General features: G+C 49.7%; 16 protein-coding genes and 1 pseudogene. 14 read left to right on the top strand and 3 right to left on the bottom strand.

Translation table 11 applies throughout. The features are described from left to right. Window positions 1–264: 264 nt before the first annotated feature. Window positions 265–2,064, top strand: a complete 1,800-nt coding sequence (locus ON05_RS19065; protein WP_010476644.1) for a sodium:solute symporter family protein — start codon at window positions 265–267, stop codon at window positions 2,062–2,064. Between the two features lie 33 nt (window positions 2,065–2,097). Here ON05_RS19065 and ON05_RS19060 read toward each other — a convergent pair whose 3' ends face one another. Continuing rightward, the gene (locus tag ON05_RS19060) at window positions 2,098–2,973 is read right to left on the bottom strand and encodes an aminoglycoside phosphotransferase family protein (RefSeq protein WP_010476643.1); all 876 of its coding nucleotides are present in this window, start codon (window positions 2,971–2,973) and stop codon (window positions 2,098–2,100) included. A gap of 214 nt (window positions 2,974–3,187) precedes the next feature. Between ON05_RS19060 and ON05_RS19055 the strand changes: the two genes are divergently transcribed. The 6 genes and pseudogenes from ON05_RS19055 to ON05_RS38625 form a co-directional block, all read left to right on the top strand. After that, window positions 3,188–4,156 carry a carbonic anhydrase gene (locus ON05_RS19055; RefSeq protein ID WP_010476642.1) on the top strand — a complete coding sequence of 323 codons (969 nt, stop codon included), beginning with the start codon at window positions 3,188–3,190 and terminating at the stop codon, window positions 4,154–4,156. A 203-nt stretch (window positions 4,157–4,359) separates the two neighbouring features. After that, complete coding sequence (locus ON05_RS19050; protein ID WP_010476640.1) at window positions 4,360–4,794, top strand: bacterioferritin; 435 nt, start codon at window positions 4,360–4,362, stop codon at window positions 4,792–4,794. Window positions 4,795–5,161: 367 nt separating this feature from the next. Continuing rightward, on the top strand, window positions 5,162–7,108 hold the full coding sequence (locus tag ON05_RS19045; RefSeq protein ID WP_029315404.1) for an amylosucrase: 1,947 nt from the start codon (window positions 5,162–5,164) through the stop codon (window positions 7,106–7,108). A gap of 102 nt (window positions 7,109–7,210) precedes the next feature. Further along, window positions 7,211–7,804, top strand: coding sequence for an SAM-dependent methyltransferase (locus ON05_RS19040; RefSeq protein ID WP_010476638.1), 594 nt, complete (start codon window positions 7,211–7,213; stop codon window positions 7,802–7,804). Between the two features lie 3 nt (window positions 7,805–7,807). Continuing rightward, on the top strand, window positions 7,808–8,116 hold the full coding sequence (locus tag ON05_RS19035; RefSeq protein WP_010476637.1) for a hypothetical protein: 309 nt from the start codon (window positions 7,808–7,810) through the stop codon (window positions 8,114–8,116). A 34-nt stretch (window positions 8,117–8,150) separates the two neighbouring features. Continuing rightward, a pseudogene (locus ON05_RS38625) lies at window positions 8,151–8,445 on the top strand (response regulator); the annotation flags it as partial. Window positions 8,446–8,464: 19 nt separating this feature from the next. Here the strand turns inward: ON05_RS38625 and ON05_RS19020 are convergent. Together ON05_RS19020 and ON05_RS19015 are read right to left on the bottom strand one after the other, a co-directional pair. After that, window positions 8,465–9,238, bottom strand: a complete 774-nt coding sequence (locus tag ON05_RS19020) for a metallophosphoesterase (RefSeq protein ID WP_010476634.1) — start codon at window positions 9,236–9,238, stop codon at window positions 8,465–8,467. A gap of 169 nt (window positions 9,239–9,407) precedes the next feature. After that, the gene (locus ON05_RS19015) at window positions 9,408–10,205 is read right to left on the bottom strand and encodes a glutaredoxin (protein ID WP_010476633.1); all 798 of its coding nucleotides are present in this window, start codon (window positions 10,203–10,205) and stop codon (window positions 9,408–9,410) included. Window positions 10,206–10,360: 155 nt separating this feature from the next. Between ON05_RS19015 and ON05_RS19010 the strand changes: the two genes are divergently transcribed. The 7 genes from ON05_RS19010 (at window position 10,361) to ON05_RS18980 (ending at window position 22,388) form a co-directional block, all read left to right on the top strand. Further along, window positions 10,361–10,777 (top strand): heavy metal-responsive transcriptional regulator, encoded by a 417-nt coding sequence (locus ON05_RS19010; protein ID WP_010476632.1) that lies wholly within the window; start codon window positions 10,361–10,363, stop codon window positions 10,775–10,777. A gap of 5 nt (window positions 10,778–10,782) precedes the next feature. After that, the gene (rppA, locus tag ON05_RS19005; RefSeq protein WP_010476631.1) at window positions 10,783–11,478 is read left to right on the top strand and encodes a two-component system response regulator RppA; all 696 of its coding nucleotides are present in this window, start codon (window positions 10,783–10,785) and stop codon (window positions 11,476–11,478) included. Continuing rightward, window positions 11,471–12,835, top strand: a complete 1,365-nt coding sequence (gene rppB, locus ON05_RS19000) for a two-component system sensor histidine kinase RppB (RefSeq protein WP_010476629.1) — start codon at window positions 11,471–11,473, stop codon at window positions 12,833–12,835. The genes rppA and rppB overlap by 8 nt, the downstream gene beginning before the upstream one ends. Window positions 12,836–12,996: 161 nt before the next feature. Then, window positions 12,997–14,535 (top strand): hypothetical protein, encoded by a 1,539-nt coding sequence (locus ON05_RS18995; protein WP_010476627.1) that lies wholly within the window; start codon window positions 12,997–12,999, stop codon window positions 14,533–14,535. Window positions 14,536–14,619: 84 nt separating this feature from the next. Then, a complete protein-coding gene (locus ON05_RS18990; RefSeq protein WP_010476625.1) occupies window positions 14,620–15,375 on the top strand; it encodes a hypothetical protein in 756 nt (251 codons plus the stop codon). A gap of 238 nt (window positions 15,376–15,613) precedes the next feature. Further along, entirely contained in the window at window positions 15,614–17,998 is a 2,385-nt protein-coding gene (locus ON05_RS18985) for an endonuclease MutS2 (RefSeq protein WP_010476624.1), read from the top strand. A 172-nt stretch (window positions 17,999–18,170) separates the two neighbouring features. Next, entirely contained in the window at window positions 18,171–22,388 is a 4,218-nt protein-coding gene (locus tag ON05_RS18980; RefSeq protein ID WP_010476623.1) for a PAS domain S-box protein, read from the top strand. The last annotated feature ends 5 nt before the right edge of the window (window positions 22,389–22,393 follow it).

Raw genomic sequence — 22,393 nt, 5'->3', positions numbered from 1 at the left:
GATGAGAGACGCCAATCTCTTCCTTCACTCAGTAGGGTTGGGTCGATGGGTTTATGCACTCAACGTTCCTTGACTGATTGACTGGCTTATTTAAAGAGATGTAAAAGTCAGCTTGCCGATAGGTTTCCACTGAGTTGCCGTTTTAGGGGGAATGCTACCGCTAGACGGGGATATCTAACCCAGGCATCGTCCACGTGGAACATCCTGTAATCCAGCCAGTCTATGGCATGATGACGGCAAGCAAAATTGTATACACCATCACTTATGCAGCTTTTTGATTGGATTATTGTCGCAGCCTACTTGGTGTTTACTCTTTTCGTTGGCATCTATTTGTCTCGGAAAGCATCGGGTAGTCTAGCTGATTTCTTTGTATCGGGTCGTTCTTTACCTTGGTGGCTGGCTGGAACCAGTATGGCCGCAACAACTTTTTCAATCGATACCCCGTTAGTGGTGGCAGGTTTAGTCGCCACTAAAGGCATTGCTGGCAATTGGCTATGGTGGAGTTTTGGCTTTGCCCATATCGTCATGATCTATATCTTCGCGAGATTATGGCGGCGCTCAGAAATTATTACTGACGCTGAGTTAACGGAAATGCGCTACGGCGGTAACACGGCGGCCGTACTACGGGGCACCAAAGCCTTTCTATTTGCAGTTCCCATCAATTGCATTGGCATCGGCTATGCCATGTTAGCCATGGTGAAAATGGTGGATGCCCTGGGCGTTTGGCAAAGTATAGGCATTGGGGCCGACAGCGATCTCAAACTGTGGACAGTCATCGCCGTCAGTATTTTTGTCTTAATCTATGCTGGCCTCTCCGGTTTATGGGGGGTGGTCGCCACTGATTTCTTCCAGTTTTTCTTAGCCTTAGTGGGGGCTTTAATCGTTGCCGTTGCCGCTGTCCAGCAAATTGGCGGTATCAACCTCCTGGTCGAGCAAGCCCAGCAAGCCACGAATCATGATGTTTTATCTTTCGTCCCTTTAAAGATAGGAGGCGAAGGGGGTTGGCTGCAGTGGAGTGAATCGGCAGGGATTAGTATTAATGCCTTTTTCGCCTACATCTTTCTGCAATGGTGGTCCTTTCGCCGTAGTGATGGCGGCGGTGAATTTGTTCAACGGCTCGCGGCAGCTAAGGATGAACAAGAAGCTGAAAAATCCGCTTGGTTGTTCAATATCATGCACTATGTAGTGCGCACCTGGCCCTGGATTTTGGTGGGTTTAGCGGCAGTAGTGCTCTATCCCGATACCAAAGATCAGGAATTGGGGTACTTCCTCCTGATGAAAGACTATCTCCCTCAAGGCTTACTGGGTCTAGTGTTCGCTTCTCTGGTAGCCGCCTTTATGAGTACCGTCTCCACTTCCATCAATTGGGGCGCTTCCTATTTAACCAATGATCTCTACCTGCGGTTTATGAATCCCCAGGCCTCTCAAGCTCAACTCATTTCTGCAGGCCGCGTTGCCTCAGTCTTGGTCACCCTAATTGGTGCCATTGCAGCCTTCTACTCTGAAAGCGTGGTGGATGTCTTCAAACTTGTGATTGCCATTGGCACCGGACCAGGTCTGGTCTTAATTTTGCGATGGTATTGGTGGCGGATTAATGCAGCAGCTGAATTAGCGTCTATGCTAGGAGGCTTCCTGATTGGCTTACTCACTACTATCATTCCCGTGCTTAAAATCGATGATTTTGGTTTGAAGCTGCTCGTCACTACCTCCATCACTACCGTGATTTGGGTTGCCGCCATGCTGCTAACGCCCCCCGAATCGGAGGCAACCTTAAACAAGTTTTACGCCAAAGTTCGTCCCGGTGGACCTGGGTGGACGCGGCAACAATCTCAGACTGGACTCGCTCCCTTACAAGATTTAGGCAAAGATATTCTGCGAGTGCTCGCGTCCAGCTTAATTCTGTTTGGTTCCATGTTTACGGTGGGCGGCTTTTTGCTACTGCAACCGACAACGGGCTGGATCTCCTTGGTTATTGCCGTCATCGGCTGGATGTGGTTGCGCCAACTCAATAAGTCTAAATCTCCCCCCATGGTCAGACCCGGAACAGGCGTCCCTACGCCCTAATCTATCCTGACGGCATCCGCTGGCTCAGCAGGCTCACCCACAGACCGTCCGATCAATTCGACGGACACATTGCTGTTTAAAGGTGTCAGAACGACTAGAGGTCAAGAATTCTAACTGACTGGCCAAATCAACCAGCTCAGCCCGTCGCTGCCAATCCGGCGGCAACCTCATCCCTCTCCGTTCCAGTCCTGCCTTAATTTGTGGGTGCTGGTTGATGGGGGTATGCCGGAGCAGATTGCCAATATCCATGTAGGGCGTTCCCGAATGGCAATAGTCCCAATCGAGTAAGCCACTCACCTGACCGTCCTGAATCAGAATATTGGTGGGATTGAAGTCTCCATGAACAAGACAGGCTGAGGTATCGAGTTCCTGGAGGCGATGCGCCTCTTGAGCTAGGAGATGCTGCAGACGTTTCAGCCCGTCTAAGCCGAGCCAAGACTGAACCTCTGGATGATGGAGCTGTTGCGCCATATAGTCCGAGAGTCCGCCAAAGTCGAAGGGGGTGATCGATCCATCTGTCTGTAGCTGACCCGGCATATTGAATTTGAGGTCAGCGAGACGGGCAAGAGCCGTGGCGGTCTGCTCCACATGGTCTGGTGTCTCAGTCAACAGCTGCCCAGGCAAAAACGACAAGATGGCCCACTGGGGTCCTTGAGCCAGTAGCTCAGGTACAGGGACAATATCCTTCACGAGTTTAAAAATATAGGCGTCTTGCTCAGGCTTGCTGTTGACGTACAACCTCAGGATATATACACTGCCATCGCTCAAGGTTAACTTGAAGTTGGTATTGCTTTTTCCCGCTGTGCACAGCTCTACGGAATGGAGGGTCAGATGCGGGCCCACCGACTCAAAAAAGGAGCGAATTAAGGTTGGATCAAAAGCTTGATAAGGGTAGCGTCTATCTTGCATGCTGCCTCTAGGACCCCAAACATCCGGTTATGAGAAGATTACCGAACCGAATCGCCAACGGATCACGGCATGATGGGAACGATAAATTTTTTATATCTTTTGACTGCTTGAATATAGTTTAAACTGAAGTCTTGAGAAGATTACAAGCCCAGAACTTGCGTGGACTAAGCCGGATGACATGGTTCGCGCCAAGTCATGTCAAGGAAGTTGAGTCGTGAAAAAGCTAGTTCGTGGTCTACAAGAGTTTAAGCAAAGCTATGTTGCCCAAAATCAAGAACTCTTAGAAGAACTCTCTCACGGTCAAAAGCCCCGTGTCTTATTTATCTCCTGCTCTGATTCGCGGGTTGACCCCAATCTGATCACTCAGACAGACGTCGGGGAATTATTTGTGATTCGCAATGCCGGTAATATTGTGCCTCCCTATGGAGCGGCCAATGGCGGCGAAGGCGGCACCATTGAATATGCCATTGCTGCTCTAGAGATCGATCAAGTGGTGATCTGCGGCCATTCCCACTGCGGGGCGATGAAAGGGCTGATGAAGCTGAATAAGCTGCAAGCCGATATGCCCTTGGTCTATGACTGGTTACAACATGCCGAAACCACCCGACGATTGGTGGCAGAGAACTACCCCGAATCTCAAGGGGAAGAGCGGGTTGAAATTTTAGTAGCCGAAAATGTCTTGGTACAGATTGATAATCTGAAGACGTATCCCATTGTGCGATCGCGGCTGCTGCAGGGCAAACTGCAAATTTATGGCTGGATTTATCACATCGAAACCGGAGAAGTTCTGGCCTATGACGACCAGACCCATACCTACATCCCCCCTCAAAGCCAGCTATTAGACCCTCCCCCCAGCTTGCCGTCTCGCTTAGAGCAATATCTGATTAGCACCCATGCACCGCCGGTCGCTTGTGAAGTGCCGGCCCCTCGACTGCAGTCAGCGTCTTCAAGTCCAGCGGCTTCTCCCGTCAATGGTACGCCTGCAGCGGATCGCATCCGCTCTCAGCTCAATGCCCTCTTGAAAGCATCGCCGGATTCTTGGGTGGACGTAGAAGACCGTATGCGGTCCATGAGCAAGCTGCTTGAAGATGCCCGCCATGAAGGCATGAGCGCCAGTGAAGCCCAGAATTATCATCATAAATTCTCAGAACAGATTCCCAGGTGGCTACGGCAAATGGGATAGCCTTTGAGGGTCACCTATCATAGCGGCCATCCACCCTGCCGGTTATCTCAATATTTTGTCTGTAACGCTTTTGCGTTGATCAGCCTAGTCTGGTCAAAAACAAGTGTTACACTTGGGTTTCTTCTCTGCCACCGCAATGTCACGACAGTCAGGCATTCAGGGTGCTACAGAGACATCCTAATCCGTTTAAATTTCTTCTACCTATGAGAGATCTCGATACCGCAGCAACCATTGCCCTTCTTAATCGCATTATGGAATTTGAATTGGCAGGGGTTGTCCGCTATACCCACTATGGGTTGATGGTAACGGGGCCAAATCGATTACCCATTGTGGACTTCTTTAAATCGCAAGCGAGTGAATCCCTTACTCATGCCCAGGAAGCGGGAGAAATCATCACTGGCTTGGAAGGGCATCCGAGCCAAAAGATTGCTCCCATCGAAGAAACCAATCAGCATGCCGTCAGAAACTTGCTGCAAGAAAGCTTGAACCATGAGCAGTTGGCCCTGAATCTCTACAAACAGCTCTTAGATGTTGTAGAAAACGCCAGTATTTACCTGGAAGAATATGCCCGCACCAAAATTGGCCAGGAAGAGATGCATAATCTGGAAATCAAAAAGATGCTCCGTGACTTTAGCTGATAGCCGCTTGAGGGTTGAATTCCCTACTAAAACAATTTTGTGCCGACGTTCCAGGCCCACATTTCTCAGCAGATCTATCTCAGCAGATCTAGACAGGCTTGATCGGTTGAGGATATCGAAAGGAGCAATCTGTTAATGGCGAGCAAGAACATCTCTATTCTCTGACATGGAACGTCAGGTTGCAGTTTGGGCAGAGATATAGAAATATACCCCAGAAAATCGTGGGATTACGCTGGAATGATTCATCTTTGGGCACTATATGCAAGGGGTCAGCTGGACCTATAGGCGGTTCATCTCCCTGCAGACATCCTGGTTACCGATACACTATTGCCATATCACTCCATTACCCATGCCGATGCAAGAAGCCATGGATGCTGTAGCCCTCAAGCGACACAGTATCAAGTCCCTATCCCGGTTAATGCCCCGTTTAGAAGTTCGCTATGCGGACCAAATTGATCAAGGGACATGGCAAAGCTATGTTCAGCGCATTAAAACCCACTTTCCCCGTTTATTTGGCTTGCTGTATCAGCTGTATGGCCATCAGTATGACTTTTTCTATCATCTAGAACAGATTTTAGATTCAACCACCCATATGTGGATGAAACGGCCCGATGAACTGAAGGCCTTGGATGTGATGCGAGAAGCAGACCCCCACTGGTATCAGTCCCATCGGATGGTAGGGGCTATGTGTTACGTCGATCTCTTTGCAGGTGATTTGAGTGGCATCCGCGATCGCATCCCGTATCTCACGGAACTAGGGATCACCTACCTTCATCTGATGCCTTTATTCAAAACCCTAGAAGGCGACAATGATGGGGGCTATGCCGTGAGTAGCTATCGCGAGGTCGATCCCTCCCTCGGCACGATGGAGGAACTGGCTGATCTCGCCACTGAACTGCGGCAACATGGCATTAGTCTGGTCCTGGACTTCGTGTTTAACCATACGTCCGATGAGCATCAATGGGCCAAGCGAGCTATGGCAGGCGATCGGGAGCATCAGGAGTACTACCGGATGTATCGCGATCGCGAGCTACCCGATCAGTTTGAACAAACGGTTAATTCAGTTTTCCCCGATGAGCATCCGGGTTGTTTTACCTACCGCACCAAGATTCGCAAATGGATTTGGACGACGTTTTGTAATTATCAGTGGGACCTCAATTACGAAAATCCCACAGTTTTTAGCCATATGGCTGAGGAAATGCTGTTCCTGGCCAATGTGGGGGTCGAAGTTCTACGGCTAGATGCCGTCGCCTTTTTATGGAAGCGGCTAGGGAGTTCGTGTGAGAATCTCCCAGAAGCCCATTTACTGATTCAAGCCTTTAATGTGGTGCTGCAAATTGCGGCTCCAGCGATGGTTTTCAAATCGGAAGCAATCGTCCATCCCGATGAAGTCAGACGCTATATCAGTGAAGAAGAATGTCCGCTATCCTACAATCCACAGTTGATGGCCCTGTTATGGGAAGCGCTAGCAACTCGGAATACTCAATTGTTGCGCCATGCCATGCAAAAGCGGTTTGATCTGCCCGACGGCTGTGCTTGGGTTAACTATATCCGGTGCCATGACGATATTGGCTGGACCTTTTCGGATAATGATGCCTGGGAACTGAATATCAATCCGTTGCACCATCGGCAGTTCTTGACGGCTTTTTATACCAATCGATTTGAAAATAGTTTTGCCCGCGGCCTGCCTTTCCAAGAAAACCTAGAAACCCAACTCGCCCGTATTTCTGGGACTACAGCTTCTCTGTGTGGTCTTGAGAAAGGGCTCTATGAACAGGATTTAGCCCAAGTGGAGCTGGCCATCCGGCGAATTCTGCTGCTTCACGGCATTTTATTAACTATTGGAGGCATTCCCCTGCTTTATTTAGGAGATGAGCTAGGTATCCTCAACGACTATGACTATGGTCAATCCCCCGAGAAGGATGGAGATAGTCGATGGACGCATCGACTCACGTTCGATTGGGAACGGGCTGACTCGCGCCGAAACTCAGAAGAAGTCTGGGGGAGAATCTATTTGGGACTGTTGAGGCTGATTCATATTCGTCAGCAAAACCGGGCTTTTACGGGGTCAGAAACGGTCTTGATGGATCCAGGCAATGATCATGTATTTGGCTATTTCCGCCACCATGATGATCAAAGTGTGTTGGTGCTCGGCAACTTTACGGAACGTGAGCAGGCCATTGTGGGGAGGCAGTTACGGCTACTCGGTATGCGCAAAACTTTTACAGATATTGTGTCAGGAACCACGATCACCGCGACCCAAAAGCTGATGCTAGATCCTTATCAATTTATGATTCTGATTGGCGTTCGATAATAGCGACCTACCCCTGACACCGTAAAAATATATCTTGTCGAGTTCTTGACATTCACTGCCTACGGTAAAGGCTGTTTCTTTGGGCTTTATGCCACGTTTGCCATGAGCAAACTTTCAGAATCTGCCTACCTAGTAGCCTTATCTCGAGCCTTGGAATCAGAGCGCAGTGACGCACTCTTTCAAGATCCTTGGGCACGACAGTTGGCGGGTGGGCAAGGGCAACTTTTTCAGGCCCTATCAGGAGATGCTCAACCGTATGCAGATGCGATCGCGATTCGAACTCATCTGATTGACAAGCTGGTCCAAGAGCGAATTGCCCATGAAAATATTGGTCTTGTGATGAACTTAGGAGCAGGTCTGGATACTCGGCCTTATCGGCTGAACCTTCCATCATCTTTGATCTGGTTAGACGTCGATCTGCCAGGCATATTAGAGTACAAACACCAACAGCTCCTGGGGGTAAAATCTCGATGCATCCTTAAGCGAATTAAGGGGGATTTAGCTGATTCAACGTTCAGACGCTCCCTTTTCTCTATTACCCATCAACTCTCAAAACCCGCTCTTGTAATCATTGAAGGGCTCTTAGGGTATTGGTCTGAGCATCAGGTTTCGAAACTCGCTGCCCATTTAAGGCAACAGCCCTGTATCAGCTGGTGGATATTAGAATTAGCTGCACCGACCGTATTAAGGGGTTAGCATATGCAATACAACCACACCCTTTATGATCAATACGTTGCCAATGGAGAACCTGCTTTTAAATTTGCACCCCATCAAGGACCGGGATTTTTTCAAACTTGGGGTTGGCAGGTTGCTCATCAATATGATGTTCTGGACAAATTGAGCCATCTACAACGAGCAACCCCCTTGGTTCACCTCAGAGCAGTCATGAAACGAGTACTCGGACAACTCAACATTCCACAGACCATACCTAGCCAAGTTGTTCTGCTGACTCACCCAACAGGATCCAGAGCAGAAAGGAGCAATTCATGGCTACCATCTGGGAAATAAACACAATGCATCATTATCCAGTGAGAACCACCACATGAGAATTCTGCTGGTTGAGGATGATGATCGGATTGCCAAGCCCCTAGCCGAAGATTTGCGTCATCAACATTACATTGTCGATTTAGCGGCAGATGGTGAACTCGGCTGGCACTATACCCAAACGGCTGACTATGAGCTGATTCTATATAGATATCATGCTGCCGCGTTTGGATGGGATTAGTCTCTGTCAACAACTACGTCGTTCAGGGTATAGCGGGTTTGTGTTAATGCTAACTGCCAAAGATACCTTGACCGATAAAGTGATGGGCTTAGACGCGGGTGCCGATGACTTTGCCCCACCAATGCCACAGGTTAGATAGGTGGTGCCACGAATAGGTTGAGTTCGTTCGTAATGGTGTTCATGCCCATTGACATACAGCTATATTTGTTAAACAACGGAGGGAGCTGCTTTAAAAGCATCGGTTGACTAGGAATATGGCCCATCAATGGTCCCCATGATTCAACCCAGTGCTGAAATGCACCATGCCAACCTGAAGAATAGATATTGTGGTGTCCCAACACAATTTTCCAGGCTGCTTGCGATCGAGATAATGCTTGTTCTAGCCATTCGAGTTGGGCGGGCCAATGATGGCCAGGATTGGTATCTAGGGCAAAGAATTGAGCCAGTTCATCCCCAAACGTATAGTATCGCCCCAGCATGTTGTACCCCGGATAGCGCAGCTGATCCTTACCTTCGTTGGATCGAACATCATGATTGCCTAACACGGCATGAAACGTCACATCACTTTGCAGTAAAGCGTTATAGGGTTTTTCAAATACGCTCTTAACTCGGTGAATATCTCCTGAGTTGTAGATGTTATCTCCCACAAGCCAAACCAGAGAAAAGGGATATTGCTTGCAGTACGCCATCATGGATTGAGCAACCTTAAACTGAGACCGTTTTCCTGTGCCCACATCCCCCACTGCGACGAATCGTAGATGAGATGGGGTTGAACCCAATATATGGGTTCTTCTAACCAATCTTTCCTGAATTGGCTCCTGGGATTGAGCCTGATGATGCAGAACGCCAACTCCCAAGCCAGCCAGACTGACTAGAGAGAGAAACTTACGCCGCTTAAAAGACATACCTACCCAGAAATCTGCATCGATTTCTCTACAAGAGATCAGCTCACCCGCATGAACGTGGGCCAGCGATAGAGAAAACTGCTTTCGCAGATACTTTGAACGGAGAAGGTTAAAAACTCGACAAGATTCTTACGCCATCTGCATGAGTTGAGCCGTGCAGGTCAATTTTTTACACGTCATCCCTAAGCTGCACCACAGCAGAAGATAACGAATCTGGCGTCTGCACTGTTTCCAGGGTTCTGTCACCCACTGACGTAAATATTAGAAAAGCCCCCATACCAGCCATAATCGCGTTTTCGGCAAAGCTGACAATACCCAATGGCGTCTTAGTATTCCCGCCTACGCAGGCACAGTTCAACGCCAGTTTGTCGATATAGACTGCTTTGAACACAGAGATAGCACCACTGGTTCCAATCAACAGTGAACTGATCCCAGTTAATAGTGGTGCCACTCCAGACAAGAAACCCAGGCCAATCAGCAGTTCGGCAAAGGGGTAAGACTTTGCATAGGGCTTGAATGTTTGGGTAATCAGGTCATACTTCTGAAATCCTTCGACAAAGGCATCCAGGTCCATTAGCTTCAGGGATGCCAGCATTGAAAGTGATACTCCCATAAAACCGGTCATCCCTAACGAGGTTGCAAGGGTAATCAGGCCAGCCGTGGAAAAGAGGGCAACTACAGGGGTGTAGGAGTAGTCAGCAGCCTCAACTTCCACACCAAAATGTTGTGCTAGATCGGTATAACCCCCGATGCGTTCCTCGCCAATGAAAATTTGTGGTGTGGTGGGGACCTCATGTTTTGTTTTAAATGCCTCCACCTCTTCCTTAGAGCGCAAGGGGTGGTCTTCATACTCAATACCTTGCTCCTTGAGCAAATGGATAGCCTTCAGGCCCCAGGGACAGTCATGGTCTGGGGTGGACATGCGATAGAGCTTAACGGGTGTCTGGGTTGTGTTTAAGGTCGTCATCACTCACCTCCCTGTACAATTGGAGTCATTCATAGGCTAAACCCTACAGTTAACTAAAGAGTCAAGGGGCAAATATCGCGCACCTGGGTGGTGGGCTTGACCCTACAGTCAACTGTAGGGTTTAAAGTAAAGGTAGTTTTCTACTCAACGAAAAGATGACTACAGCCACACACCTGAAAATTGGTGAGGTTCGACGGCAAACTGGGGTTGCTGTTGGGGCGTTGCGGTACTACGAAAGCTTAGGGTTAATTCACTCGGATCGTGGAGACAATGGCTACCGCTATTATCCCCAAGAGACCGTGCAGCAGGTGCAGTTTATCAAGAAGGCACAAACCTTGGGGTTTTCCTTAGAGGAAATTCGAGAAATCCTCAATATTCACCAACAAGGGGACATCCCTTGTGAACGGGTGCAGTCGATGCTGCAAGACAAGATTGAACAGCTTGACCATCAAATCCAACAGATGATGTCCTTTAAATCTGAATTGGAAGAATATCGAGATCGCTGGGCCACTAATCAGCCCCGACCTCAACCCGGTGATATCTGCCCGTTGATTTCAACCGTTTCCTTGTAACGCTTATGCGAGTATTACTAGTCGAAGATGAGCCGGATCTGGGAGCCGCCATTCAGCGAACCCTCACCCAGGAAGCTTACATTGTCGATTGGGCGAAAGATGGCAGGGAGGCTTGGGGCTATCTAGAAAGCCAGTGGACCCAGTACACTCTGGCGATCTTCGACTGGTTATTGCCAGGATTATCCGGGATTGATCTGTGCCAACGCCTTCGGGCTCAGCAGAGTCCTTTGCCCGTCCTGATGTTGACCGCCAAGGATCAACCGGAAGATACCGCAACCGGGCTGGATGCGGGAGCAGATGATTATCTGGTTAAACCCTTTCGCAAAATTGAATTACTGGCCCGCTTGCGGGCACTACAGCGACGATCGCCCCATTTTCAGCCCCAACAACTCCAGGTGGGGCCGCTCACGTTGGACTATGGCACCCACAATGTCTCTATCCTGGATCAGGGACAAGGTCAGAGTGTCTTGTTGACCCATAAAGAATTTCAGCTATTGGAGTATTTTATGCAGCATCCTCGACAAATTGTCAGTCGTGATCAGATCCTTAATCAGCTTTGGGGAGCGGACGCCGACACCATCAGTAATGTGGTAGCTGCCCTGATGCGGCAACTGCGGCGAAAATTGTCTGACCTGGGCTGTGATCAAGCCATTGAGACCGTCTATGGAGTGGGTTATCGTCTTCATCTAACCCATGAATGAGCGGACGCTATTTCGTCAGACTCGCTGGCGGTTGGCAAGCTGGTATGCCGGGGTGATGGGTATTATTTTGACCCTCAGTGGCTTTGGTGTCTATGAGGCGATTGATCATGCCCATCGAACGGCTGCGGATCGGGAATTGCAAGCGATCGCAGGTCGGTTACACGACAATATAGAGCCAATGCTCATTCAACCTGGCAAACTTCCCACCAGTACCCAACGCTTTTTGCCGGATTCCTGCGTTACCTCAGAACCCTGCATAACGTCTGCTAGCTCCGCAGATCATTCACCAGGGGAGATGTTCCAGGGCAGCTATTACATTCGGCTCTTAGATACCTCCCAAAACCTGATTGCTTTGGCTGGGTTGAGACCCAAGGGTCTACCGTCCTCTTCGTCTATGACAGCATGGCAATATATTCAGGACGAGGACAATATTCGCTACCGTCAAATCACTATCCCTGTGCAAAATCCTGATGCGCCCCTTTGGGGATATCTGCAAGTCGGTAGCTCTCTCAAGCATTCTGATCAATATCTCTCCTCAGTTAGATTGGTTCTATTTGCGGGCTTGCCCTTAGCTCTGTTTTTTATCGGTGTTGCAGGCTGGTGGCTTGCTGGACGAGCGATGCAACCGATTCGTCAGTCCTACCAGCAAATACAGCAATTTACAGCAGATGCGGCCCATGAATTACGCACTCCCATCGCTGCAGCCCAAGCCATAGTGGAATCCGTCTTGGATATGCCTCAACTATCGGCTGCAGAGGCCCGCGAAACGCTCCAAACCCTGGATCGCCAGCATCAACGTTTGTCCCAATTGATTCAGGACTTGCTATTGTTGACTCGGTTGGACCGCCAAAAACAACTGAAGCAGAATGATTCGTGCTGCCTTCAGGATTTAGTGAGCGACATGGCCGAAGAGTTAGCGGCTCTAGCCTTAAACAAAAAGATCCAGCTCCAAACCGATGTTCAAATGGATCAGCCCTTATGGGTCAGCGGGGATGAAGCACAGCTTTATCGACTCGTCTTTAACCTCGTGATCAATGCGATTCAGTACACCCCTGAAGCAGGTAAAGTCACTCTTGCGTTAAGTCAGCAAGACCAGCAGGCAGTGATTCAGGTGAGAGATACGGGGGTAGGGATTGCACCTGAGTATCAATCCAAGATTTTTGATCGGTTTTATCGGGTGGATTGCGATGGTCTTCGACCGGCCTTCGGCCATCGCAACCGTCAAACAGGCGGTTCAGGGTTGGGATTGGCGATTGCCTGGGCAATTGCCCAAAAACATCAAGGACGGATAACGGTGCAGAGCCAGCCTAGTAAAGGCAGCCTTTTTACGATCCATCTACCGATTCTCCCTACCTGAGCGGAACTTACTCGTTGATCCAAGGGTTTGAAGTGCTGCCATTTCTCCAATAAGATCTCTGCCTTTCTCCATCTCATTCTGATTTCATATTGTTTTGCCAGGATTTTAGAAGGGATCGATCCATTACGCCCCAAGACGACTCATAGCACCTGAATAACGATATGCCTTCTCAACAATCCCGCAAACGACTGGCGGCCTTAGCCTTTGCTACAGCCTTAACCATTGGCCAAATCCCAAACCCAGCAGCGGCTGAGCAACGGAATCTTGTTGCCCATCCCCGCACGTCCTATCAGATGTCCTTCTACAATCGGCATCGCCGTAGCTATCGGGTAGCCAGTGCACTACATTTTGCCCATAGTAAATTGCATGATGTGCTCTTACTGACCCCCTTCAAACAACACATCCAAGAAGATGCCAAACTCTACCAAGAAGTGTTGGATTACTATGAAAGCCCTCCTCGGATTGAACCACCGATGGAGTTGTTTGCACCCTTTGCAGCCCGTGCCACTTGGCGATTATTCCGCACGATAGATTCCGTCCATCTCTTACATGAGATGACCGAAGATGTGATGTCTGACAAAGATATTGCTTGGAATGAGAAAGAAGAAAAGTTACTGGAGACTTACGACTACTATCGCAAGACCTACAAGGATATTGCCCTAAGTCCTGCGCCCTTAGATGTGACCATGCGGCGCGCAGCAGTGATGATGAAGCCTTACTTCACGTTGACCCGCAACTATTATCCCAAGAACAATAATTTCTTCTATGCTGCTCACTGGTGGCATCCGGCCCTCTACGAGACCATGATGATGAGCGGCAATGGCGATGCCCAAGATAAATTTATGAATCAGATGGAAGACCTGTTTGGTGAACAAGTCGTTCCTACACCGCCGGGGCGGATGCTGTTGAGTCGGGAATTATCACCACGCTACAGTCGCTTATCCCCTGAGACCGCCAACGTCTTTGATAACCTCCACATGCTTCACGGCATTACCTACGATATTTTTGCCTATGATGGCTGGACCGTTGAGCAGAAACGGGCAGAGCTTTACCGCGTTTTGGATGCCATGGCCTATCAGCCAGGAGATGAAAACCTAGTTCGTAAATTTGAACTGACGAAACCCGAAGTAAACCCACTGGACTACAACGAATGGGTCCAGGGGGTTGATGGTGAAATGACCCGGATGATGACCGAGATGCTGGATGAAATGATGCCCGTCATGATGCAGCACAAGTCTTCCCCCTCCAGTGAAAAGCAGCATCAGGGCATGGCTCACCATAAAGACAAAATGTCTCAGTATCCTATGCCTTCAACCATGAAACACAAAGGAACCGAGCGTTCCCACAGTGAGATGCATGGCAGCATGCAGCATGAGGGCATGACGTCCCAGAGCGACAACATGGCTCAGCATGGAATGTCGCCAGCAATGCATCAGATGCATCAGCAGTTGAAAGCCCAGCTCAAACTGAAGCTCACCCCAGGCATCCAAGACGGCGAACTTCCTGGATCATTTATGGACGCCATGATGGCACTGATGCCCCAAATGCAGATGAACCATGAAGGCATGAAACCTGGATCAATCAACCCAGTAATGGTAGAAGCGATGATCAAGGGATGGCAACAGAAGTATGGAAATCTGCCCGATGTTGACCCCATGCCCATGAGCGATGAACCTTCGGGAATTGCTCTAGCTCAGTAAGCAATTTAGTTTCAATAAGTCAGGTCCAGAGCGGTGTCTGGGCTTCAAGCTTGCATGTTTTGTAACACAAGGAGTGTACTGATTTTGCGTATTTCACTGTCTTTACTGGTGAGCTGCTTGGCATTATCCATCTGGGGTCTGAGTCCAGCCCAGGCTGCCGACCACTTGAATCTAGAAGAAGGGTTACCTACGGAATTTGAGGATGCCTACCCAATCCCCTACAAAGGCTTAGAAGTACAAAGCCTACTCCGCTATGAACGCAATGGCAATGAAGATCGGTTGCTGATAGAACCCAGGCTGGAATATGGAATTGCTCCGAATACCCAAGCCCGTATCTCGGTCCCGTTTTCATTTGGGGATGGGGGCGAAGACAATATTGAAGATGTAGGCGTAGAACTGTTCTATAACTTCAACACGGAGTCAGTTTCGGTCCCAGCTTTTGCTATTTCTGTGAGCGCGGATTTACCGACAGGACCAGAGAGTGCCAGTGTTGATCCCACTGTTCGGCTACTTGCCACTAAGACAATTGGCAATGCCAATATGGATCGCCTGCACTTAAATCTTGGCTATAGCCGTAACTTTGCGCCTCAAGCCGGAGAGCGTCGAGATCAATTTTCTGCCATTTTGGGCTATAGTCGCCGCATTAATTCCGATACCATGCTGGTGTCAGACTTGGTATTTGAACAGGAAAAAGACGCTGATACAGATGCTTATTTACTGGAATTAGGCATAAGACATCAACTGGATCCTTTGACGGTATTTTCTGTAGGAGCAGGTGCGGGACTCACTAGTGATTCTCCTGATGTACGTGTCACCTTGGGAATCCAGCGTTCTCTTTAGCTGAGGTGTAAGCCGCATCTACTCCCTATCCTTTGGAGATAAATACGATGACTACCCCCTATGGTTTCGAGCAAGACGGCACTACTGTTCTATTGGCTCATGGTGGAAGTCATAATAAACGCGACCAGCCCGCACCCAAGCAAACACCAATTGTTGCCCCACCCACTTCGAAGCCGCATAAGAGAAGTTGCTTGTTACGATGACAGTAGTGGAGAATGACCCGTGAAATTAAGACGTTGTGATTGTTGAAAAAACCCTAGAACTGCTGGAGTGGGAGCGATTATGCCAGCATCTGTCCACTTTTGCGGCAACCAAGTTAGGGGTAGCCGCAGCAATTGAGCTGCCGATTCCGACAACGGTTGAGGGCAGTGAAACCCTACTGCAGCAGACCCAAGAGGTGTATGACCTAGAAACTCAGCTTTTGACTGCACTGACCTTTGAGGGGATTCATGATATTCGAGCAGCATTGGTGCGATCGCAACGTCAAGGCATTCTCAGTGGTGAAGAGCTACTGCAGGTTGCCACAACCCTGTTAGGCAGCCGCAACCTCCGTCGCCTCATCAACCGTTATCCCGAACTAGTGAGCCTCAATCAGTTGGTCGCTGACCTGCGGACCTACCCTGAATTAGAACAAGAGATTCGCCACTGTATCGATGAGCAGGGAGAAGTGGCTGACCGGGCCAGCGAAAAATTAATGGTGATTCGCGAGCGGCAGCGGCAGGTCCGCAATGACGTCCAAACGATTTTGCAGCGAATTTTACAGCGGAAGGGAGCGGCGCTGCAAGAGCGGCTGATTACCCAGCGTAGCGATCGATTTGTGGTACCCGTCAAAGCGCCTCAAAAAGATGCTGTCCCCGGTATTGTCCATGATGCTTCCACCAGTGGAGCCACTCTTTATATTGAACCGAAGGCGACGGTAGAGCTGAATAATCGACTGCGCCAACTCACTCGCCAAGAGCAAGCAGAAGCAGAAGCCATTCGCCAAGCCCTCACCGAAAAAGTGGCGGAGGTACAGGAAGACTTAGATGCCCTGCTCCAAATTGTGACAGCAGTGGATCTCGCCACTGCCCGCGCCCGGTATAGCTATTGGTTAGGGGCCAATCGCCCTCAATTTGTTAACCGCGCAGCGGAAACCCTTACCCTGAGACGTTTGCGCCACCCTTTACTGGTCTGGCAGCAGCACCATGAGCAAGGCCCCGAAGTGGTGGCCATTGATGTAACCATTCAACCCGAGATCCGCGTGGTGGCAATTACAGGTCCGAATACTGGCGGTAAAACCGTTACCCTGAAAACCCTAGGATTGGCGACTCTGATGGCCAAGGTGGGACTCTTTGTTCCTGCCCAAGAACCCGTAGAGCTACCTTGGTTTGATCAGGTCTTGGCCGATATTGGCGATGAACAGTCGTTGCAGCAAAGTTTGTCCACCTTCTCTGGTCATATTCGCCGAATTCAAGAGATTATTGCCGCCTTGACTGACCAATCTTTGGTGCTGCTGGATGAAGTGGGTGCAGGTACTGACCCCTTAGAAGGAAGTGCTCTGGCCATTGCCCTACTTCGATATTTGGCCGATCAGGCTCAGCTCACCATTGCCACTACCCACTTTGGTGAACTCAAAGCCTTGAAGTACACCGATGCCCGCTTTGAAAATGCCTCGGTGGAATTTGATGATGCCACCTTGCAGCCTACCTATCGGTTGCTCTGGGGAATTCCGGGGCGCTCCAATGCCTTGATTATTGCCCAGCGGTTGGGGCTGAATGAGCAGGTGATTGCCCAAGCCCTAGCCCAGATGGACGGCGAGACGGATGATGTTAATCAGGTGATTGCCGGATTAGAAACGGAGCGACGGCAGCAGGAAACTAGGGCTCAAGCCGCCGCCAAGCTACTGCAGAGTACGGAGCAACTGCATCAGCAAGTGGCAAAGAAGGCCTCAGATCTAAAAGTGCGAGAGCAAAAACTGCGGCAGCAGCAAGAAAAAGCAATCCAAGAAGAAATTCGCCGGGCCAAGCAAGCGATCGCACAAGTGATTCGTGACCTCCAACAACAGCCCAAGTCCGCCCCTGCTGCCCAGGTTGCCACCGAACGTCTAGAAAAAATTGCCAGCCAGCGACTCCCCTCTCGCACTAAGCCCAAAGCGCCGCCTCCCACAGGATTTCAACCTCAAGTAGGGGATCGGGTTCGCATTCCCAGCATTGGCCAGAAGGCAGACGTGATTAAGATTACGCCCACCAACGAGCTAGTGGTACAGTTTGGGATGATGAAAATGACCGTCAAGCCCACGGAAGTGGAGTCCTTAACGGGCGAGAAGGTCACCCCTCCCCCCAAGAAAACGGATAGCGCACCTAAAAAAGAAGACAATACACCTAACAATTCGGCCCTCATGGTTCGCACCTCCAAGAACACCCTAGATATCCGGGGGTCTAGAGTCGCCGATGCCGAAGTGGTGATTGAAGATGCGATCGCAAAGGCTCAAGGGCCCCTGTGGATTATCCACGGTCATGGTACCGGTAAACTCCGTCAAGGCGTCCAAACCTATCTATCGCAACATCCCCTTGTCTCTCGCTATGAATTTGCCGAGCAGGCTGATGGTGGGAAAGGCGTAACCATTGCTTATTGTGGTGTCTGAGGTTGTAGCCTTTTAACCACTCAAACAGAAAGCCTTGATGTTTTGTAATCGAATGTTAGGCCTCACAAGGATTTAGGGCAACCTAAAAGGGCATTTTCTGGGTATTTTGTGTGAAAATTAAGCGTCTAACCTAATTCCCAGACTTGATTTCCCCTGCTGAGGATTGCGATTTATGACGAGGCAACCGAGCACCCAGGTGAAACAGCCCTGGTTAAGCCTTGCGGCTGTGCAAGCCAGTTTGGAGCGTCATCCCCTAATTGTCACCCCCCAAGCCAGCTTAAAAGAGGTGGTCTTGTTGATGAGCCTAGGGCGGGAAGGCAAAGCGAACGCCGCTCGACCCCAGCGCTCTAGTTATGTCCTTGTCCAACACCAGCAGAAGTTAGTGGGCATTTTGACAGAGCGAGACATCGTTAAGCTCAGTACAACCCCAACAGACTTTAGTCAGGTCAGCGCCAGTGAGGTCATGAGTACGGAACTCTATACCCTGCTAGAGACTGAACTGCAAGATATCCTCACCCCGCTGACCCTCCTCCAAACGCACCACATCCGCCATTTACCAGTTCTAAACGAGATGGGTGGGCTGATCGGTGTTATTACCACCGAGAGCCTGCGTAAAGTCTTAGAACCGACCATGTTGCTGAAATTGCGGCATGTCAGTGAAGTGATGACCCCAACGGTGGTCACAGCTCCTCCCTCAGACACGATTCAGCAATTGGCTCAGCGGATGGCCATGCACCAGATGAGTTGTGTGGTGATTGCCCAGCAGCAGTCTCAAGCCAGCCGGGTTCAGCCTTTGGGAATTATCACCGAGCGAGATATCGTCAAATTCCAGGCGCTCAGTCTCGACCTCCAGACTACCTTGGCTGAAACCGTGATGAGTCAACCTTTGGTCTGCCTCAAATTAGATGACAAACTTTGGGACGCTCATCAAACCATGCAAGACATGCAGGTTCGCCGTCTGGTGGTGATGGGGCAGCAGGGTGATTTAGCCGGTATTTTGACTCAAGCGAGTATTTTAGATGCCCTCAATGTGCCGGAAGCCCATCATACCGCCGAGGTTCTGCATCATCAGGTAGAGCAGATCCGAGACGACCGCATCTTATCCCTCCAGTATCAAAACCTCAATCTCGAGAAAAAAGTCGAGGCGGATGCAGCCACCTTATATTTTTGCCAAGAGCGCTTCCGCGTCATGTTTGAACAAGCCGTGATCGGCATTGCCCATGTTGATCTACAGGGACAAGTGATGCTGGCCAATCCACGGTTCTGTGACCTCATACATAGCACCCCCGCCCAAGTCACCCACACTCCCATGCATGATGTCCTGCAAATGCCCCATGCAGGAGGGAACTGGCAGGAAACACTGCAATCCCAACAGCAAGATGCAATTCAATTAGAACATCACTATCGACATCCCCAGGGCCATTCAGCCTGGTTAGATTTGACCATCTCTCTCGCCACAACTTCCACGGGGGCGCCCGATTACTTCATTGTGATGGTGCAAGATATTAGCGATCGCAAACAGGCAGAGTTAGAACGACAAAAACTGAATCGAGAGCTAGAAACCCGAGTTTCCTTGGGGATATCTGCCTTTCGAGCCAGTGAGAAACGCTTTCGCATGTTGTTTAATGCTGCTCCCGATGCCTTATTCGTCGTTGATTTCCAGGGTGTGATTCGCCGAGTGAATCAGGCAGCGATTCAACAATCTGGATATAAAGCCTCAGAACTCTTGGGAAGTGTGCTCAAGACCTACTTGAGTGAAGCCAGTCAAACCGCCTGTGAGACTTATGTAGCCCAGTTAGTGGACCAGGGTAGCTATCACCAAACCCTGGAATTCATCCACAAAAACGGGACTCCTTTAGTTATCGATTGCTCCTGCAATGTGGTGACAGATCCGGCCAGTCAAGAGCCCTATATCTTGATGGTTCAACGAGATATTAGCGATCAGGTGCAAGCAGAAACTGCCTTGCGCGAGAGTGAGCAACGGTTTCAGCAAATGGCAGATTGTGCCCCCGTGCTGCTATGGATGTCAGGGGTGGATAAACAATGCACGTTTTTCAATCAACAATGGCTTGAATTTACGGGACAGACTATGGCCCACGAGCTGGGCAAGGGTTGGGCTGAAGGAATACATCCTGAGGATCGTCAAACCTCTCTAGACATTTGTAAGGCTGCCTTTGATGCCCGTGAACCCTTTTGTATGGAATATCGTCTCCGACGCCATGATGGTGCCTATCGATGGCTGATCGATATGGGTACCCCCCGTTTTTTGCCTAATGGTGACTTTATCGGCTATATCGGTTCCTGTGTAGACATTACCGAGCGCAAGATTTTAGAAGATAAGGTCCGCTCCAGCGAAGCTCAGATTCGAGCCGTGTTTGATGGCATGACGGATATTGTGTTCGTGTTTGATACGGAAACTCAGCAGATTAATGCGATTCCCCCCTCCCTTGTCTCCCCCGATATGGTGGAGATGATCAATCAAACGGCTGAAGTCTTGCTTCTCGAGAATGAGCAAGCTCAAGCCTTTCACGAGCATATTCAGCACGCGATCAACGGCCAAGAAACCGTCACCTTTGAGTATCAATTGCCCTCAGCATCGGTACCGGATTGGTATGTTGCCAGTATTACGCCCCTATCGCCAACATCTGCCATCTGGGTGGCCCATAACATCACGGATCGCAAGTATATGGAACAAGAACTGTTCCAAGAAAAAGAACTCGCCCAGGTCACCCTACAATCCATTGGTGATGCGGTGATTACAACGGATGCCCAGGGCCAAATTCGGCATCTCAACGCCGTGGCTGAACAGCTGACGGGATGGTCCTGTTTTGAAGCCCAAGGACATCCCATTCATGATGTATTTCAGGTGGTAGATGAAACAACGCGCCGTCCAGATATTCAGCTGATTGATTCCGTTTTAACGACCGGCGAAATTGCCATCTCCGAACATCAAGCCCTCTTAATTGCTCAGGATGGTCAAGAGTATGCCATTGATCATTCGGCGGCACCGATTCGCGATCGCAACACCAAGATCCTCGGTATCGTTGTGGTCTTTCGTGATGTTAGCCAATCTCGTCAACTCTCCCAGCAAATGACCTGGCAAGCTAGCCATGACTCCCTCACCGGCTTAGTCAATCGCTATCAATTTGAGCAGCTGCTCCAGAAAGCCTTACAGTCTGCCCATCGAGATCAGCTCCAGCATGTCTTGTGCTATCTCGATCTCGACCAGTTCAAGATTGTCAATGATACCTGTGGTCATGCCGCCGGGGATGAACTGCTCCAGCAGGTGGCAGAACTCTTCAAGCACACCATTCGCAGCACCGATATTATCGCTCGCTTAGGAGGAGATGAATTTGGGTTACTCCTGCACCAATGTTCCATAGAGCGAGCCCAAGTCATTGCCGAACAACTCCGGCAACGCTTACAAACCTTCCGGTTTAACTGGAATCAACAGACCTTTAGCATTGGTCTCAGCATTGGCCTAGTGGCCATTAATTACGATAGCCACAATCTGTCTAGTCTTATTAGTGCAGCCGATGCCGCTTGCTATGCAGCCAAGGCGCGAGGCCGCAATCGCATCCATGTCTATCAGCTCGATGATTTAGAGCTCGTCCAACAGCGGGGAACCCAGCGATGGAGCCGTCGCATTAAGCAGGCCTTAGAAGAGAATCGGTTTCGTCTTTACGGTCAAGCCATTGTCCCCGCCGACCCAGAGCAATCAGAGATTCACCAGTGCTGTGAGGTACTCCTCCGCATGGTGGATGAGCAAGATCAGGTGATCAGTGCCGCCACCTTTATTCCTGCGGCTGAGCGCTACAATCTGATGCCGGAAATTGATCGTTGGGTGATCAGTCAGTTTTTAGTGGATCACTTTAACCCACCCCAAATAGCGCAAACTGGGGGCGATCAGCCATTACCCTATATGATCAACCTCTCCGGGGCCAGTATTGGCGATGAGCAGTTTTTGCAGTTCCTGCAAGAGCAGTTCCAACGTTATCCCCATGCTGCTCCCCAAATTTGTTTCGAGATTACGGAAACGGCAGCGATTTCTAATCTCAATCAGGCCATTACGTTTATTAATGAACTCAAACAATTGGGCTGCAAATTTGCCCTGGATGATTTTGGCAGTGGATTATCGTCTTTTGCCTATTTAAAGACCTTACCCGTCGATTATTTGAAAATCGATGGTCACTTTATTGAAGATATGGCCAACGACCCTGCCACTCAGGCCATTGTGGAGTCAATCAACCACATTGGCCATGTTATGGGCTTACAAACCATTGCTGAATCCGTTGGCGATCTCTCCACCCGGAAACAGCTCCAGAGTATGGGCATAGACTATGTTCAGGGATATGGGATTGCCTTACCCTGTTCTCTAACCTACGCTTAATCCCT

The sequence above is a fragment of the Acaryochloris sp. CCMEE 5410 genome (assembly GCF_000238775.2).
In the GTDB taxonomy this organism is placed as follows: domain Bacteria; phylum Cyanobacteriota; class Cyanobacteriia; order Thermosynechococcales; family Thermosynechococcaceae; genus Acaryochloris.
Note: the sequence above shows the minus strand (reverse complement) of the source record. Positions and strands in the feature narration are given on the sequence as shown.